We start from the raw sequence: 18,013 nt of genomic DNA on the forward strand, positions 1-18,013 counted from the left end.
TAAAACACCCCTGACGGATATCGTATGTGATTTACACACGCGATTTCCATCGGGGGTGTTTTTGTTGAATCAGGCGGATATTCACAGCCTGCACTCTTCCTGATACAAGCAAGTCCCCTCACCGCGTATTGCTTTTCGTAATTGAAGCAAGGAACTTACTTGATTCAGTTAAGAATTTTACCTGCCTAGCAGCTCCAGTACTTCCTCTCTGCTGATCAAAGCCTGGCCGATTCCCTCGCCGCTTAAGATCTCATCAGCCAGTTCCCGTTTTCTTTCCTGAAGAGCCCGGATTCGTTCTTCTATGGTGTCTTTCATAAAGAGGCGGTAGACACTGACAACGTTCTGCTGACCGATGCGGTGGGCACGGTCTGTTGCCTGATTCTGCACAGCAAGATTCCACCAGGGATCGTAGTGGATCACAATATCAGCTGCCGTAAGATTCAGGCCTGTTCCTCCTGCTTTCAGAGAAATGCAGAAAACAGAAGTATCATCCTCATTAAATGCATGTACCATCTGCGCCCGTTTTTCCTTGGAAGTCGATCCGGTCAACATATAAAAAGAAACTTTTGCTTTTTTCAGACGGACAGCCAGCACATCCAACATGGTAGTAAACTGGGAAAACAACAGGAGCTTATGTCCGCCATTCACCGCATTCTGAACCAACTCCATGCACATCTCCAGCTTGGAAGAATTCCCTTTGTATCCTTCATATACCAGTCCCGGATAACAGCAGATCTGCCGCAGCCTCGTGATCTCTGCAAGGATCTGCAGTTTAGAAGTGCGAAACTCCGCATCCGACTGCATCCCAAGCATCAGGCGAAGCCGTTCCGTATGGGCCTCATACAGCTCCTTCTGCTCGCTTTCCAACGGGGAAAACATATCTTTTTCCAGCTTATCCGGAAGATCCTTCAGCACATCCCTCTTCAATCTCCGCAGCACAAAAGGACGGATCATTTTCTGCAGACGCTCCATCGCATCGGAATTGCTGTACTGCACAGCCGGAAGTTCGATTTCCTTACGAAATTTTTCGTAAGAATAAAGGAAACCCGGCATCAGAAAATCAAAAATACTCCACAGCTCACTGAGCCTGTTCTCCACCGGTGTACCGGTCAGCGCAAGCCTGAATTCCGACCGGATCTCCTTCACAGCCTTTGCCACCTGAGTTCCGTGATTCTTGATATACTGCGCCTCATCAATGATCTGCACAGCAAAATCCAGGTTCTGATAAGCCTTCAGATCCCGTTTCAGAAGGTCATAGGAGGTGATCAGAACCTCCCGTTCTCCCGCATTTTTGATCAGTGCTTTCCTCTCCTTCACATCACCAGTCACAACGGTAGCCGGAAGTCCCGGCGCAAAACGTTCGATCTCGTTCATCCAGTTAAACACCAGCGAAGCAGGCGTTATCACAAGGGCACGTCTGTTTTCTCCCGGCGCAGATTCCTGAAATTCTGACCAGAGAAATGTGATCACCTGGAGGGTTTTTCCAAGTCCCATATCATCTGCCAGGATCCCTCCAAACTGATTATGCTTCAGAGTTTTGATCCAGTAAAAGCCCTCTTTCTGATAGCCCCGGAGGATTTTTTCCTGCTCCCTGGGAATCTGAAATTTATGTTCTTCCATTGTCTGCATGTTCCGGATCAACGCACGAAAGGCATTGTCCTTCTCTACCTTGATCAGATCGCCGCCCTTCAGCTGACTGTCCAGATACATAGCACGATAGGCCGGAACCTGAGTCTTTCCTTTTTTCAGTTCACGATCACTGATCTGCAGTCCATTTTTCAGAGCAGAAAGCTCCCTGAGCTGACCATCGGAAACATCCAGAAAGCTGCCATCCTTCAGGCGGAAATATTTTTTCCTGCGATCGTACCTGGAAAGAATATCAAAAAGCTGCGCCTGATCCATCCCCTCCACATCCAGATCCAGGTTCAGAAGTCCGGCTGACAGAGAAACGCCAAGACGGATGTTTGGCAGCTTTGTCACCCTCATCTGTTTGATGGACTGGGAAATATAGACAGCTGCAACTTTCTGCATGGCGGGGATCCCTTCAGTAAGAAGCTGGTAGAGCTTTTCTTCGGAATCTTTCACACTGTCGGGTTTCCCTGAACCTTCCCTGCACAAAGATTCCAGTTCCTCGGCACGACAATCCAATGCCAGCTCCATCCGCTGGTCATCATATCCGTTAAAATATTTTGACAGCAGCGCAAACACACCAAGCTCTCCCGGAATATCCCTGGTGCGGGCAGACACATCTCGGTCAAAAACCGAAAATTTATCCTTCCCGTAAACAGAAAATGCCTTACAGGTGATCCAGTCACGCTCCGGCGCATCCAGATAGATCTCATATGCAGCCTTGTAGCATTCAAGACCTGTTTCTTCCGGGAAATCCCTGGGATCACAGTGAAAAAATTTTTTCAGGGAAGGAAGCAGCTCACGCACAAACGCAGGCACATCCGGTTCATCAATAAATCCTCGGCCTGCAGGAAGCCGCTCCAGACAGGTAACAAATTCCTCCACTGCTCCAAGCTCCTGCCTGGAAACCAGATATACCTTCGCATTATCAAAATACATATGATACCGTATGCCTGTCACACTGTATACCGGCGCGATCTCAAGAGATAACCCCTGATCCTTCTTCCGGATCGTCAGCGTCCTGTCCGGAATTTCTCTGACAGAATGCCATGTTGTCTCCGGATCATTGTTCATTTTAAACTTGAAACTTTTTTCGCCAAGTATAAGAAGCAGATCCTCAAGTTCTTTTCTGTCAACGGTAAGATCCCTCACCTTTTCCACAGCTATATTCTTCAGCTGTTCATATCTGGACATGTAAGTGCCGTGATGATTCTCGACCCATTCCCGGATAAAGGCCAGCACGCTTCTGGATCCTTCTGAAAAGGCTTCATCTGAATGGATAAATTCCAGATTTTTTCCATAAGAAACCTTCTCATTATGATCCAGATTCCACACAAAGGCCAACACATCCTTGAGGATATATTTTTTCTCACAGCCAACGCGGAATTCCACGGTAAAACAATTTCTCACAGAATTAAATTTCAGGCAGGTTTCCAGCTCCACCCTGCCAAAATACGGATCCCCGGAAAACGGAAGCATACGGCTGTATAGCTGGCGATTAAGGAGGCTTTTCAGCTCAACGGTGGTTTTCGTTGCAGGCTGCCCTGGTCCGGATAAAGCAGCCGGAAATGCTGTTCCGCTGAATAACTCTGCCTGCTTCTGTTCCTCATCCTGCTGTCTGCGGATTTCCACACGCTCATAGGCCTTACGGTCTCCATATTCCAGAAGCACTGCCACGCAATGCTTACAGATCTCGGAATAGCTGCGAAAAGCCGGGCAGTCACAGTATGCTTCTTTTATGCGGTCCGCTTCTGTATCATACTGAAAGCCTGTATTGTATACATTACGCCCACTTCCCTTCACTGCTGCAGATATTTTATCCACAGCTCCTTCCGACTTAATATCCAGCGACTGGATCCTCTTTCCGGTACGATAAATATCAAGACCTCTCTGATATGCCGTTGTATTACAAAGTGCCCGGATGGCTGTTCGTTTAAGCATGTATCTTTCCCTTCTTTTCTTATCGCGTTTCTTCCATTATAAAAGGAGACCTGCACTGTGACAAGTCTCCTTATAGTCCTCATTGATATCTCATTCCTGATCTGCCTATAGCATTTCCATAAAATCCCGCATCAGGTTCAGCTGCTCTGAAATGAATTGCTGCATCAGACGTTCCCGTCATACGTTGGTACAGATAACTTTCTCAGCAGGCTTTCCTTCTTGCTTCATCCTCTTTCCGCTCTTCTCCGACTTCTGTCATCAGATACGGATCAAGAACCTCTTCCAGCTCTTTCTCAGTCATGATCCCTTGTTCCAGAACAAGTTCCCGGACAGACTTGCCAGTTTTTACTGCAGTTTTTGCGATGGTTGCAGACGCCTTGTAGCCAATATGCGGGCAGAGAGCCGTTGCGATTCCTGCACTGCTTTCCATCAGGTCTTTGCAATGTTTGCGGTTTGCGGTGATTCCTGTGATGCAGTTTACGCTCAATGTATCCACTGCTTTTTCCAGAGTCGTAATGGATTCAAAAAGATTACAAAATACAACCGGCTCAAAAGCATTTAACTCCAGCTGTCCGGCTTCTGCCGCCATGGTAATGGTGGTATCATGTCCTACGATGTGGAAAGCGACCTGGCTTACTACCTCCGGAATGACCGGATTTACCTTACCTGGCATGATGGAAGACCCATTCTGCTTTGCTGGAAGATTGATCTCCCCAAATCCGGTTTTCGGGCCGGAAGACATCAGTCGAAGATCGTTGCACATCTTGGAAAGATCCACCGCACAGGTTTTTACTACACCGGATACGGCAACAAAGCCGTCCAGATTTTCTGTTGCGTCAAAAAGGTCCTCGGCCTGTTTCAGCGGATAACCTGTAAGCTTTTCCAGATTTGGCACGATCTTATAAAAATAAGAATCGGAAACGTTGATAGCAGTTCCCACTGCAGTTCCTCCAAGGTTTACGGTGTACATTTCCCTGTGAGCCTTTTCGATACGTTTCCTGTCTCTGGAAACCATAGACGCATAACCGTGGAACACCTGACCAAGACGGATCGGAACTGCATCCTGAAGCTGTGTACGTCCCATAGTGATCACATCATCGAACTCCTCTGCCTTTTTTGCAAGCTCCTTCTCAAGTCTTACCAGTGCTTTTTCCAGAGGTGCAAGAAGATCCAGAACGGTAAGCTTACCGGCCGTCGGAATCACATCATTGGTGGACTGTGCCATGTTTACGTGATCATTTGGATGGACCATTTTATAGCTTCCCTTCGGACATCCGAGGATCTCACCGGCTCTGTTTGCGATCACCTCATTCATATTCATATTTGCGCTGGTTCCGGCACCACCCTGAATGGCATCTACGATAAATTCCTCAGCCAATTTTCCTGCGATCACTTCATCACAGGCTCTGACAATGGCGTCTGCCTTATCCTCCGGAAGAAGCCCTGCATTATTATTAGTGATAGCTGCTGCTTTTTTAATCTGTGCCAGGTTCCTGATAAATACCGGATGAAGCTTTGTACCTGTAATAGGAAAATTCTGTTTTGCCCTTAAAGCCTGAACTCCGTAATAAGCCTCTGCAGGCACTTCCATAGTTCCGATCGAATCTGCTTCCAGTCTTGTTTCTGTTGTCATTTTGTCATCCCTCTTCTTTCTTCTGATCCTGTGCACATCTGATTTGCTCCGCCCTCTGATCTCATTTTTTCAGTCCGACGGATATTCACTGTTTACAAATCATTTTGTTATTTTCATTTTTATCAGCAGCTGTTTTCTGATGCCTAAGAAACTAACACTTTCTTTGTGGCTTGTAAATACTTTTAAGGGAAAACCATGATTATCCGTGTTTTTCAATAGTTTATATTAATCTTTTTAAGAGTTTCTTTTATTTTTCTTATTTTTATTAAGTCATTTCTTGTGTTGTGATAACACACGCAGTATAATCAATACAGAAATACCTATTTTCAATCCACTTCCCTACGCAGCTCTGTACCAGTTACAAATAACATTTTTCATCGAAAGGATACATTCTACATGGAACACAAACTCGACAACATCGACCGAAAGATCATCGAAATGCTTCAGAAAAACGCCCGCACCCCGGTAAAGGAAATCGCAAAGGAAGTCTTTCTCTCATCCCCCGCTGTTTCCGCCAGGATCGAACACCTCGAAAAAAACGGGCTGATCACAGGCTACCATGCCCAGATCAACCCGGTATTTCTCGGTTATCATATAAAAGCATTCATCAACCTGGAAGTAGAACCCAACCAAAAAAAAGACTTCTATCCCTTCATCCAGTCCATCCCAAACGTCATCGAATGCAACTGCGTCACCGGCGATTACTCCATGCTCATCGAAGTAGCCTTCCGCTCCACCATGGAACTGGACCACTTCATCAACGAACTCCAGCAGTTCGGCCGCACCAAAACACAGATCGTATTCTCCACCAGCGTAGAACACAGAGATCTGCCGGTGGAGTAACCCCCACCGGCATTTTTTATAAACCATATCACATTGCTCTACCAGCCGACAGCGAAGCGCCTCAGACAACCGGAAACTCAGCCTTTCCTCCCAGGCATCCAGCGCAGCGCTGATGCCTCATCGCATTCCCGGCAGACCACTCAACCCAACATTTACACCCAAACTCCCGAGCAGCCACCCTCCCCTGCCGCCTTGAAAAACCAGCCCGTGAGGCGTGTGCTGCCTGTCGCCGGACTCTGCAGGAGGGGAGCTGATTCTTGGCTGGCGGAAATCTGCGTTGTTTTACAAAAGTCCGCTGTCTGAGCGGCTATAAGACGCGAGTTCGGACTTTTGGAAAACGGTTTTAGCAGAATTCCGGCAGCCTAGAAGCCAGCCCCCGACGAAGCCCCGGCGACAGGCAGCACACGCCTCACGGGCGTCCGTATTTCAACAAAAAAAGAACAGCAATGAACCTCAAATCCACCACTGCTCTCCATTCATTTCCTAAATCACTTTCCCATCAAAGCAACAATCTTCTCCTTCAGCTCCCGCGCATTCTTCTTCGGATCCTCCGCCTTCATGATCGCAGAAACAACCGCCATACCACTCATACCGGCACCCTCAAGCACATCCATATTCCCGGCATTCAATCCCCCGATCGCAACCGCCGGAATCGGAACCGCCTCACAGATATCCTTCAACGTAGAAACCTTGGTAAGGATCGTCACCACCTTAGTAGTAGTAGGATAAATCGCCCCCACACCAAGATAATCCGCACCATCCTCATAAGCCTTCACAGCAGCCTCCACCGTCTTGGCAGTAGCCCCCACGATCTTATCCGGTCCCATCAGCTTCCTTGCCACAGCAACCGGAATATCAGAAGCTCCAACATGCACACCAGCCGCATCACAGGCCAGCGCCACATCCACACGATCATCAATGATCAGCGGCACATTATAACGATCTGTGATCTCCTTCACCTTAAAAGCCTTATCCAGATACTCCCGTCCACCCTTATTCTTCTCGCGAAGCTGGACCAGAGTCACACCACCCTTACAAGCCTCCTCAACCGTACGGAGCAAAGACTCCTCCGTATGATAAGAACTATCCGTCACCAGATACAACGTTACATCCAAATCTTTTCTATCCATCCTAATCCCCTCTTTTTCAGTACATTTCAATCTTCAACAGATCCAGCAGCTGTCGATCCGAAAGCCCATAGATCTCATCCAGCAGATTTACCTGAAAGCTTCCCGGACCGCGGGAAATCTTCTCCGCTTCCTCGCCGGCGATACCCATAAGTGCAGTACCAAGCACTGCCGCAGCCAGATAATTCCCGGATCTCCCATTTAATTCCATCTCAACGCCAGACCAGACACCTGCCTCTATACTATCCGTCATCTCTTTCGCAATATTATCTTCGCACCCCGGCAAAAACGCCGCAGTCAGTGCACCGACCATACAGCCGGTTCCTGTGATCCCGGACAGCGCCGCACTGCCATTTTGTACCAGAACAACCCGTTCACCATCCGTAACAAAATCCTGTTTCCCGGTAGCCAGCACGATTGCCTGATTATTTCTGGAAAAAGCCTTAAGCACTTCACTGACTCCATCGATATTTTCCTCAGTCAGAGCATCCTCGACACCCGCATCGATTCCGATCGCATGAGACGGCAGCCCGGAAACAGCCAGAAGCTCTGACATATTTCCCTTCAGCACTGCCGGATGACCGATCCTTAAAAGCTCCCGTGCCAGATCCAGCCTGAGATCACTGCAGGCAACCCCTACCAGGTCCAGAAGAACCGGAATCTTATTTTCCATCGCTGTTCTCATAGAACGCTTCATTGACTCGATCCTGGCATCGGTAATATTCCCGAGATTCAGCATCAGCGCACCAGCCGATGCCGTAATATCTGTCACCTCTGCTGGATGCTCCGCCATGATCGGCCTTGCACCTACTGCAAGGACCACGTTGGCACAGTCATGGATCGAGATCGGATTGGTGATGCAATGGATCAGCGGCTTTTCTTCTTTAATTCGCTTTCGCAGTTGTAAAATTCTTTGTCTCATATGTTTTTGAACCCAAAGCTGCCTGGAATTTCACCAGAAGACCTGCTTTACTCAGAGCCTTCAGGAAAATATAGGCAACACATCCTCCCATTGTGGTTGCTGCAAGGAACATCGGCGTATAATAAAATGCTGTCAGTCCGCCTCTTCCCATCAGGAATGCCATCACCGGATAAGAAACCATGGATCCGATGATACCTGTTCCAAAGATCTCACCGATCACCGCACAGATGATCTTGCCTTTGGAAAGTCTGTAGAACACACCTGAAAGGAATGCGCCAAATACTGCACCGGTCAGTGCAAGTGGCGGGATTCCCATGAACATCATACGGATCACGCCGATCATGGTCGCACAGAGAAGGGAATACCACGGTCCCATCAGAACCGAGCATACGATATTGACAAGATGCGCCGTGGGGCACATTCCCTCAATCCTCAGGATCGGTGAAATAACGACACCGATCGCAACCATCATTGCCAGCATTACCATACGAAGCGTGTGCATCCTTTGTTTTTCCATAGTGTTTTTCCTCCCTGAAATATCAGGCAGAGCCCTGTCAGATCCGGGCAAAAGCTTCCCGTCTGCTGCAGTCTGCCCTTAGATTTTGGCGGTCGAAGTTCCCTTACTTCCTCTCACTCCGAAAACACGGATTCCCATCGCTTACATGATCCTTCCGGAAAAATCCTCCGGAATATCACTCTCCTGCCAGACATTAAGGCGCTCCCCTTCCTGCCCGCTCGCCGCAGAAGCTCCACATGCAGTCTCTGTCACTTTCACATCCCCACATTGTCAGACCATTCCAGTTCCATTCCTGCATCCGAAAAGAGCGCATCCCATGGCAAATTCCACGGAGACACGCTCTCAGATCACAATCCCTCCGTTGGCATTACCCAAATCAGGTACGGTCGAAGATCTATCTTCCTCTCAGCCTGTCACACAAGCTCCCGCTGGCTCTTTTCTTTTCTGTTTTTCAATATAGCACACACCTATCCCATTGTCAAACCTCCACTGCTTATTGCTCTTTGCACTCCCGCCGGAGACGTTACTGTTCACTCCGTTCTCAGCAACACGCTTCGCGATGCACAGAATTTATGCTAATCGCATAAATTCGCGCGGTATGTCTCGGGTTTTCTGTGACCTTCGCTCACAAAAAACACCTCGCGGAATATTACCAGTGAACAGTAACCCGGAAACTTTCCTAATTCAGTTAAACAATTATTTCGACATAAAAAACTCCCTGCTTTACTACTTTTCATAGTAAAACAGGAAGTATATAAATCTTATTTTGAGATCTCGTCGATCAGACGCAGCTCCTCAGCTGTAAACGGTGCACAGTGGATCGCTTTCACATTATCAAGGATCTGCTGCGGCTTGGAAGCTCCGATCAGAACACTGGTAACTTCCTTATGCTGAAGCAGCCAGCCAAGCGCCATATCAGCCAGCTTCTCTCCACGCTGGGCTGCCAGATCGTTCAGTCTCCGGATCTGATCCAGACGCTCCGGCGTCAGCACACTTTCCTTAAGGAATCTTCCATCTTTGCGGATACGGCTGTCCTCCGGGATCCCGTTCAGGTAACGGTCTGTCAGCTGTCCCTGAGCAAGAGGACTGAAGGTGATCAGACCTTTTTTCAAAATGCCGGTGGTTCTCTTGAGACCGTTTTCTTCCACAGTTCTGTCAAAAATGGAATACCGGTTCTGGTTGATCACAAAGGGACATTTCAGATCCTTCAGGATCGCTGCCGCCTGGCTTAAGGTTTTTCCATCATAATTAGAAAGTCCCACATAAAGGGCCTTGCCCTGCTGAACCGCTGTTGCCAGCGCCCCCATAGTCTCCTCAAGCGGAGTCTCCGGGTCCATTCTGTGATGGTAAAAAATATCCACATATTCCAGACCCATGCGCTTCAGGCTCTGGTCAAGGCTCGCCAGAAGATACTTGCGGCTGCCCCAGTTTCCATAAGGGCCCTCCCACATATCATAGCCTGCCTTTGTTGTGATGATCAGCTCATCACGGTATGGCATCAGTTCTTCTTTCAGGATCTTGCCGAAATTCCGTTCCGCACTTCCATAGGCAGGTCCGTAATTATTGGCAAGGTCAAACTGTGTGATACCATTGTCAAAAGCTGTAAAGCACAGCTGCTTCATGTTTTCATAATCAGAAGTATCTCCGAAATTATGCCATAATCCAAGAGACACCTTCGGAAGCATCAGACCGCTTTTACCGCAGCGGTTATACTCCATGGTTTCGTATCGTTCCTTTGCAGGTGTGTACATAAAAACCTCCCATAATGTAGCATGATTTACATTTTCTGTAACTGCTTTTACTATACTTCACCGACCTTTATTTCGCAAGACGGATCATATTCCAGCTGTGTTTTGCAAAAACTGCTTCCAGTTTTCCGCCGTCCAACTTTGAGCACTCTGCACTGGCTTTTACAGGAACTACATTCTCCGTCTGAGCCTCTGTATTGGCTGCCTGAAGATCGTCATTATTGAGTACAATATGCTCTACGATCTTATATCCCTCAAACTGTCTTAAGTCACAGGAAACTTCCATATCCTCATCCAGACTCTTATTCACTGCAAAGATCGTCAGCGTATCCTTTTCTTCATCCCAGACACACACAGAATCCAGATATGGAGCTTCTCCATAAGTCTTGCTTTCATATATGGGTGTGAGAACCTGTGTATTAAGGACGGTTCCTCTTCCAAACATACTTGTCAGCATATACGGATAAAAGATCGTCTGACGCCATGCGCCTGTATCGGATGTCATGATCGGCGCAATAACATTTACCAGCTGTGCCATGCAGGCGATCTTTACGCGATCTGCATGACGGAGAAGTGTGATCAACATACTTCCCACAAGAAGTGCATCCTCAAAGTTATAAACATCCTCCAGCTGATGGGGCGCCTGTACCCATTTTTCCAGTTTTTTATCCTGTTCATTGCTGTGGTACCATACGTTCCATTCGTCGAAGGAAAGATTGATCTGTTTTTTTCCATGCTTCTTTGCTTTTACAGCATCGCAGATGGAAACCACTCCTGAGATAAAATCATCCATGCCCTTGGAGCTTGCCAGAAAATCGGCAGTGTCTCCCGATGCATTTCCATAGTACTGATGCAGGGAAAGATAATCCACCTGATCGTAAGCCTCGTCAAGAACCGTATACTCCCAGGAGCCAAAGGTAGGCATTTCCAGACTGGAGCTTCCGCATGCAACAGTCCCAACCTCCGGATCCATAAATTTCATCAGGCGGGCAGTCTCTGCTGCAACTCTTCCGTACTCTGCCGCAGTTTTATGTCCCATCTGCCACGGACCGTCCATCTCGTTTCCGAGACACCATAATTTGATATCATGCGGCTGTTCATAGCCGTGAGCCTTACGGAGATCACTGTAATAGGTACCACCCTTAAAGTTACAGTATTCCAGAAGATTTTTCGCATCCTCCGGTCCTCTTGTTCCCAGGTTTACTGCCATCATCACATCGCTGCCGGCTTTTCTGGACCAGTCCACAAACTCATTGAGTCCAAACTGGTTTGTCTCGATGACCCCCCAGGCCAGCTCCGGTCTGGACGGACGCTGAGCTTTCGGCCCGACGCTGTCCTCCCAACGGAATCCGGATACAAAATTTCCGCCCGGATAACGAACGATCGGTACCTGAAGCTCCCTTACCAGCTCCAGAGTATCCTTCCGAAATCCCTGCTCATCAGAAAGAGGGCTGCCTTCCTGATAAATCCCCTCATAAACCGCACGTCCGAGATGTTCTATAAAGGAACCATAGATCCTTTTGTCTGTTTTTCCGGTGAGGAAATATTTGTCCACGATGATCTGCGCTTTTTTCATTGTAAAAATCCTCCTGTAAATTATTATTTTCTGCTGCTACCGCATTTAGCTCTGTTTCCGATTCCGCCGTATACCGGCTCTTACGCCTCTGTTCGCTCATACACTCTCAGCGGAAATCAACCGTTTCTATGTTTCATTTTACCATCCTGTTCTATCCATACCAGTGATTATCTTCCGAAACAGTTGACTTTTTTTCCGGTAAGATTTATCGTAAAGACAGTCTTACCAGACGGACGTCCCTCTGTCACTTTACTTTATACTTCCAGACAGAAAGTTCTTTATAATGCCACAGTCGGATTGTCTGATCTACGTAATGAAAGGAGCGCAGCATTTTCATGGATTTCACCTTAAATTTCTGCGAATACAACCGTTCCAACTCCGATTACGACAGGATTTTCCGGCCGGAGGGAAGCGGAGATTTTCTTTTTCTTTTATTTAAAACACCAATGAAGGTTTATCTGGGCGATCAGCTTACTGTCACCCGGGATAATGCCTGCATCTTTTATATTCCGGGAAATCCCCAGCATTATCAGGCTGTGCGAAAATTTCGGAACAGTTATGTCCATTTTTCCTGCGGAGAAAACCTGGCAAAACGGTTCGGACTTCCCTGCAACGAAATTTTTTACCCCAGTGACTGCCAGGAGATCGATCACTGTATCCAGAAGCTGCAGCATGAATATCTGAACAGAGAAGTTTTTTCCCGGGACTACGAGTATGCCCTGCTCTGCCAGCTGATGATCACAGCCTCACGGGAACTCCGCAGTACAGATACAGGCAAGTCTGCAGACTCGGAGCTCTGCAGCCTATTCCAAAAAATCCGTCTGGAAATGCTTACAAATTACGAAAAGCCATGGACAACAGAAAAGCTCTGCGCCATGGCTAATCTCGAAAAAAGTCAGTTTTATTCCTGTTACCGGAATTTTTTTGACAGCACCCCTCATGCTGACTTGAATCTGCTCCGTCTGGAAAAAGCAAAAAATCTGCTCACCAACGAAGCTCTGCCTGTTCAACAGGTGGCTCTGCTGTGCGGATTTTCAAATCTCTCACACTTCAGCCGGTACTTCCGAAAGAACTGTGGCTGTTCGCCCAGTGAGTGGGCACGCCGCCCCTGACCAAAAGGATATTCACACTCTGCATTTACTGCGCAGGCAACTTGTCTGATCTGATCACCGTGCCGCATTACACTTCTCATAAGCAAACAGTGCCGCACCAAGCGCACCACAAAGCTGTGCCTCATCACAGATATAAAGCTTCGCCCCCAGCTTCTCCTCCAATGCCTGGATGATACCTTTATTTCTGGCAACACCACCGGTCATCATGTATTCCCCCGGATTCTTTTTGCCAAGGCGGGCTGCAAGAGCTCCTACCTTGGAAGCAACAGATACATTCAGACCATGGATGATATCTGCCACGTCCTTATTCTGGGCAACCAGGGAAACTACCTCGGACTCTGCAAATACAGTACACATGCTTGAGATCACTACGTTCTCTTTCCACTCCAGGCCACGGGTACTCATCTCCTCCAGGGAAAGTCCAAGAGTACGGGCCATCATTTCCAGGAATCGTCCGGTTCCTGCTGCACATTTATCGTTCATCAGGAAATTTTTTACCGCACCGTTCTCGTCAATGCTGATCGCCTTGATATCCTGACCGCCGATGTCGATAACTGTACGCACATTCGGATTCAGATAATGAGCGCCCTTCGCGTGACAGGTAATCTCTGTGATACTGTCATCACCACTGTCAATATAGGCACGTCCATATCCGGTAGTAACGATACGCACGATATCTTCTTTCCTGATCCCTGCTTTTTCCACGGCCATCTCCAGGCTCTTCTCTGCACTCATCATAGCGCCGCCGCCTGTGGGAATGATCATGGTCGATTTAATTTTTCCGTCTTTATCCAGGATCACAACATCCGTACTTGTGGAACCGCTGTCGATCCCTGCCACATAATAAACTCCTGATTCCATTTTTTTCCTTATCTCCTCACTGATTCCTTTTGATGGGTCCATATCCTCAGAGCCTTCCAGGGTCTCCGCAAAAGCCTGCACTCTGGTAAGGAGCTGTCCTGCACTCTGGCTTGTAAAATCTGTCTCGATCTTCAGAAGCGGAACCTTGATATCACGCTTGATGCTTGCATACTCAAATCCGTAATAGTCGCAGAATTTAATAGTATGATAAATGATCCCCTTCAGGTTCGGATCCAGATACAGCCGGTTTCTTCGGGTGCTATTGTTCATACGAAAGCAGGGCATCTGTGAAAGAAGTGCATCCGCATAAGCCAGGAACATGGCATCGTCTTCCATTTTTTCCAGCTCCTCACGGATCACTGCAAGACGTCTTCCACCTGTACAGGTCAGGTTTTCCACATCCATGCGGATATTATCCCGGATCATTTTTTCCAGGATGCCGCTGACACGGACACCCAGAACACCGATATACGGCTGGTTATCCACAGGCTCATGGGAAAAAGCATTCAGAAATCCACTTCTGTCGAAGGTTTTCCCCGAAAATTTCTCATAAGCTTTCTTCAGACGGTGGATGCCCTGGGCAAGCTTCACCTTTTCACAGTCGTTATCCTCATGAGGCATGTCCAGCATGTACAGAAATTTACATTTACCGGTACTTTCCACAATGTCGTACACACGGCGCATGGAATCACAGCAGTTAACAAGAACAAGCTGCTCTACCTTTCCCTCCAGCACTGCCTGGATCACAGATTTTCCAAAGCCACAGAGATTAGCATGAGCGATCTGGTCCGAAAGCTCAAAATTCTCCGGCATTTCCTCAAGAACCGCACATTCCTCGCCAAAGCCCTTAAACAGCTCCAGCGGTGTATATTTACAGACGTAATGTATCATGACCGTTTTTCCTCCTTACCTTCTGACAGCATTTCCAGATATGCCTGAAGTCGTGTGGATACCTGGCCGTCACTGGAATTGGCCGGGTTACAGCCGTCACCGTCCAGGACCATGGTTGGAAGTCCTGCATTTTCCAGAGAATTTTTGATCAGGCTGGAAGCTCCGATGGTTCCCTTGCAGCCCCAATGCGCAAAAAGGATCCCGCCGTCTGCCTCTGTAAGGTTCGCCAGCTCCTGGGCACGCCGGATCCTCTGCTTCACACTTCCGTTGTAAATGCAGTTGACCATTTTTTCCGCAAGGGCCTCATAAGGATCCGAGGCCTGCATCCGCTGAAAACCGTCTGCAACAAAATCACAGGCACGGATATGCACGTTCTGGCTGTAATTAAATACATCCTTTACCGGCTCCTGCAAAAACGGCATCATATGCATCCACAAAATATGAAGACCTTCCCCCTTTGGTGCCTTCTTCACATCCTCAAGAAGCATTTTTGTGTATTTCAGGGATTCCTCTGAACCTGCCAGAAGATGGCACATAAAGATCGCATACAGCTCGTTTGTCAGGGAAGTCACCGGATCGTGATCTTTTCTGAGGGCAAGCTGGCTGCTGTAATAGGAGGCCGCTTCATTGCTGTTGGCAACTGCACGCTGTACCGACTGCTCGGAGATTTTTTTCCCGCCTACATCCTCCAGGAATTTCTTCAGCTCACGGAGCTGATCTGCAACATAGCTGATGGAATCCTGATTTTTTTCATAGGGTACGTCAATATAAAAGCCCGGGATCTGATATTTCTGTTTCAGATAAGGAAACGTCATCATGTTTCCATCGCAGGCAAGGTTTGTGTAGATGGTACATTTGGGCTTCGGTACCAATCCTGTCATGGACGCTCCCAGAAAAACTCTGTGATAGGAGCACATGGTTTCCGGAAAGCCCTCTGATTCCGTCTGTGCCAGAAATGCCTGCTCACATCTGGTTCCGGCGATGAAGCAGGACATTGCCTCCACGGAATACGGAGTGATCCCTGCTGCTGTCAGAAGCTCTCCCGGTACAAAAATGCTCACCAGAGCGGTATCGTCCGGTTTTGCAAGGGCTTTGATAATATTCTGCATGACTACACGGGCTACATACTGTCCCGAAGCCGGAAGCTTCCTGTCAGGAAAAAGCTGCAGACGTTTTTCCTGAAGCCGGTATCCAGTGAGAAGAAGTTTTCGTGCTTTTTCCGGATCCCTGATGGATCTCTCTCCCACCATATCCCCGAATTTCTTTATAATATCCAATCTGTCACATCCTCCGTCAAATCAAAAAATCTATTATAAGTCTGTCAGACGCTTACCCGAAATTTTGTCTCAGACAAAATCCTGTAGCATTATCATCGTCTGGATGGTATAAAGGTTCCACCTGTCAGACCAATATTTTTATTATAAAGATATTTTTTTCAAATGTAAACACGCCAATTTTTACAAATTTGAAGCCTTTTGCACATATCAAAACATCAAAATGCAGATTTTCCACAAAACTCGCATTCCTTTTCGTGGAAAACCCGCATTTGTCTTATCACATTATCTTCTGCTCTGTTTTTTCCGTTACTCTGTATCACATCTGATGACGTACCACCTTATATTCATCTCCGGAACGATAATACGGACATTCCTTGTAATCACTGCTCACAAAACGATAATATTCATCCTCATCCAGATTGACATCACAGTAATATTCGTCACACTCTTCATCATATGTATAGTTTGCACAGTATTCGCAGCTGGTTCCCTTCATATTTATTTCTCCTCTCTTTGCAGGAAAGTATTTCTCCCTGCTGTTCTCCTGATTATATAATAAAAAAAGGAAGAATTCCATTACTGAAATCCTCCCTCTTTTTTATATATCAGAACATTCCGTTCACAGTCTTATATTTGTAAAGCATCTCCGCATGATTCTGCTCTTCCACCTGGATATCTGCCAGAAGCTTCCGCACACCACTGTCTTCAAAAGCAAAAACATCCGAGTTGTATTCTCCGGAAATCAGCTTTTCTGTTCCGATACAGTCTGTTGCAAGAAAAGCATCGTGTTCCTTATCCTCTGAGGACATCACCGATGTGTAAGCAGCCTTGGGCTGGTAATCACGGCCGTCACTGTCATTACAGTTTACCTGGGGAACTGTACCGGAAAGCACCTGGCTCAGGGAATCGTAATGCTCCTGCTCTTTTTTCTGAAGAGTCTGAAATAAGCTTTTAAGCTCCGGATCCCTGGCCTGCTGTGCGTATTTTCCGTATTTTTCAATGCAGCTTTTTTCCTGTGTCTGAAGATCCTGGATCACTGTGCGTTCTTTTTCCTTTAATATCATTATGATCATCCTTTCTTTTGATAATAATGATAGTATGGTTTGGAAACGCGATTTTATTCATATTTTACGCAGTCAGGATCTCCATCAGTGCTCCGTAAAGATCCTTGTCCAGCTCCATGGACTGAAGCTCAGATAAAAGAACCGGCAGCTTCTTTCCGGCTGTGATCAGCTGATATAATCTGTCCTTCAGTACAAAACCGATCTCTGCCTGGTTCAGGAAATCAAAGACACGCTCTTTTGTCTGATTGTCTGCCACTTCGACAGCGAGAATGATCTGCACCTCTGCCGCTGTGTCTGCTTCCACTTCCACACAGATTTTCTGAAGCTTCTCTTCATATTTTACAGCAGCCTCAGTCTCTGCTCCGTTAACCAGAACCTTCACAGTATCTGTTCCTGTTTTCGCAAAATTACAGAACTCCACGGTATAAGCTCTCTTTGCCGGGATCAGCTCTGTTTTTCCCTGTGCGGGATGAATGGTAAACACTCCCTGATCCTTTTCCTTATAATCCATTTCCGTAAATACACAGGCACCATTTTCATAAGCACAGGTTTCGTTGTCATCCTCATACAATCTGAAGCTTCCGTCAGCACCCGGAAATACCCGGATATTCAGGCTTTCCGGATTCTTTTCCGCCTCTGTTCCACGGATCTCATCGGTCATCACCAGAATACCGCCTGCTTTTGCAAGAACCGGGATACTATCCAGAGTACGGTACATATCCACCATTCGTCCACCCTCATAGCGCAGACCTGTTTGACACTCCCCACAGCTAAAGCAGGGGGATTCTTGCTTCTCCCACTACTGCATTGGCAAACACCTTACGGTACTGCAATGTCTTACACAGTGTCCACAAGCTATATTTATACTGTTC

The 18,013-nt window shown here is 47.3% G+C and carries 14 protein-coding genes and 1 riboswitch; of the genes, 2 read left to right on the top strand and 12 right to left on the bottom strand.

Features of this window, described 5'->3' with window-relative positions:
• Positions 1-177: 177 nt before the first annotated feature.
• Both DMI82_RS13540 and DMI82_RS13545 read right to left on the bottom strand, forming a co-directional pair.
• Positions 178-3,570 (bottom strand): DEAD/DEAH box helicase, encoded by a 3,393-nt coding sequence (locus tag DMI82_RS13540; RefSeq protein WP_110103605.1) that lies wholly within the window; start codon positions 3,568-3,570, stop codon positions 178-180.
• 202 nt (positions 3,571-3,772) lie between these two features.
• Positions 3,773-5,203 (bottom strand): aspartate ammonia-lyase, encoded by a 1,431-nt coding sequence (locus DMI82_RS13545; protein ID WP_110103606.1) that lies wholly within the window; start codon positions 5,201-5,203, stop codon positions 3,773-3,775.
• 396 nt (positions 5,204-5,599) lie between these two features.
• On the opposite strand from DMI82_RS13545, the gene DMI82_RS13550 reads away from it, so the two are divergent.
• Positions 5,600-6,046, top strand: a complete 447-nt coding sequence (locus tag DMI82_RS13550) for an Lrp/AsnC family transcriptional regulator (RefSeq protein WP_021652217.1) — start codon at positions 5,600-5,602, stop codon at positions 6,044-6,046.
• 488 nt (positions 6,047-6,534) lie between these two features.
• On the opposite strand, the gene thiE is transcribed toward DMI82_RS13550, so the two are convergent.
• The 5 genes from thiE to arfA all read right to left on the bottom strand — a co-directional run bounded on the left by thiE (position 6,535) and on the right by arfA (position 11,936).
• The gene (thiE, locus tag DMI82_RS13555; RefSeq protein ID WP_015526321.1) at positions 6,535-7,176 is read right to left on the bottom strand and encodes a thiamine phosphate synthase; all 642 of its coding nucleotides are present in this window, start codon (positions 7,174-7,176) and stop codon (positions 6,535-6,537) included.
• 16 nt (positions 7,177-7,192) lie between these two features.
• A complete protein-coding gene (locus DMI82_RS13560; RefSeq protein WP_021652219.1) occupies positions 7,193-8,095 on the bottom strand; it encodes a hydroxyethylthiazole kinase in 903 nt (300 codons plus the stop codon).
• Complete coding sequence (thiW, locus tag DMI82_RS13565) at positions 8,058-8,612, bottom strand: energy coupling factor transporter S component ThiW (protein WP_015526323.1); 555 nt, start codon at positions 8,610-8,612, stop codon at positions 8,058-8,060. The genes DMI82_RS13560 and thiW overlap by 38 nt, the downstream gene beginning before the upstream one ends.
• Positions 8,613-8,948: 336 nt before the next feature.
• A riboswitch (TPP riboswitch) is annotated at positions 8,949-9,051 on the bottom strand.
• Between the two features lie 322 nt (positions 9,052-9,373).
• Complete coding sequence (locus DMI82_RS13570; RefSeq protein WP_110103607.1) at positions 9,374-10,363, bottom strand: aldo/keto reductase; 990 nt, start codon at positions 10,361-10,363, stop codon at positions 9,374-9,376.
• Between the two features lie 67 nt (positions 10,364-10,430).
• Positions 10,431-11,936 carry an arabinosylfuranosidase ArfA gene (arfA, locus tag DMI82_RS13575; protein WP_110103608.1) on the bottom strand — a complete coding sequence of 502 codons (1,506 nt, stop codon included), beginning with the start codon at positions 11,934-11,936 and terminating at the stop codon, positions 10,431-10,433.
• Between the two features lie 335 nt (positions 11,937-12,271).
• On the opposite strand from arfA, the gene DMI82_RS13580 reads away from it, so the two are divergent.
• Positions 12,272-13,048 carry a helix-turn-helix domain-containing protein gene (locus tag DMI82_RS13580; protein WP_110103609.1) on the top strand — a complete coding sequence of 259 codons (777 nt, stop codon included), beginning with the start codon at positions 12,272-12,274 and terminating at the stop codon, positions 13,046-13,048.
• A gap of 54 nt (positions 13,049-13,102) precedes the next feature.
• On the opposite strand, the gene DMI82_RS13585 is transcribed toward DMI82_RS13580, so the two are convergent.
• The 5 genes from DMI82_RS13585 to DMI82_RS13605 all read right to left on the bottom strand — a co-directional run bounded on the left by DMI82_RS13585 (position 13,103) and on the right by DMI82_RS13605 (position 17,868).
• Positions 13,103-14,800 (bottom strand): acyl-CoA dehydratase activase, encoded by a 1,698-nt coding sequence (locus DMI82_RS13585; RefSeq protein ID WP_021652226.1) that lies wholly within the window; start codon positions 14,798-14,800, stop codon positions 13,103-13,105.
• Positions 14,797-16,077, bottom strand: coding sequence for a 2-hydroxyacyl-CoA dehydratase subunit D (locus DMI82_RS13590; protein WP_110103610.1), 1,281 nt, complete (start codon positions 16,075-16,077; stop codon positions 14,797-14,799). The genes DMI82_RS13585 and DMI82_RS13590 overlap by 4 nt, the downstream gene beginning before the upstream one ends.
• A 316-nt stretch (positions 16,078-16,393) precedes the next feature.
• Positions 16,394-16,573, bottom strand: coding sequence for a DUF6472 family protein (locus tag DMI82_RS13595; RefSeq protein WP_015526328.1), 180 nt, complete (start codon positions 16,571-16,573; stop codon positions 16,394-16,396).
• A 109-nt stretch (positions 16,574-16,682) separates the two neighbouring features.
• A complete protein-coding gene (locus DMI82_RS13600) occupies positions 16,683-17,141 on the bottom strand; it encodes a ferritin-like domain-containing protein (RefSeq protein ID WP_044961927.1) in 459 nt (152 codons plus the stop codon).
• Positions 17,142-17,205: 64 nt separating this feature from the next.
• Positions 17,206-17,868 carry a DUF5110 domain-containing protein gene (locus DMI82_RS13605; RefSeq protein WP_110103611.1) on the bottom strand — a complete coding sequence of 221 codons (663 nt, stop codon included), beginning with the start codon at positions 17,866-17,868 and terminating at the stop codon, positions 17,206-17,208.
• Positions 17,869-18,013: the final 145 nt, after the last annotated feature.

Source organism: Blautia sp. BCRC 81119 (assembly GCF_003184505.1).
GTDB lineage: Bacteria > Bacillota > Clostridia > Lachnospirales > Lachnospiraceae > Blautia_A > Blautia_A fusiformis.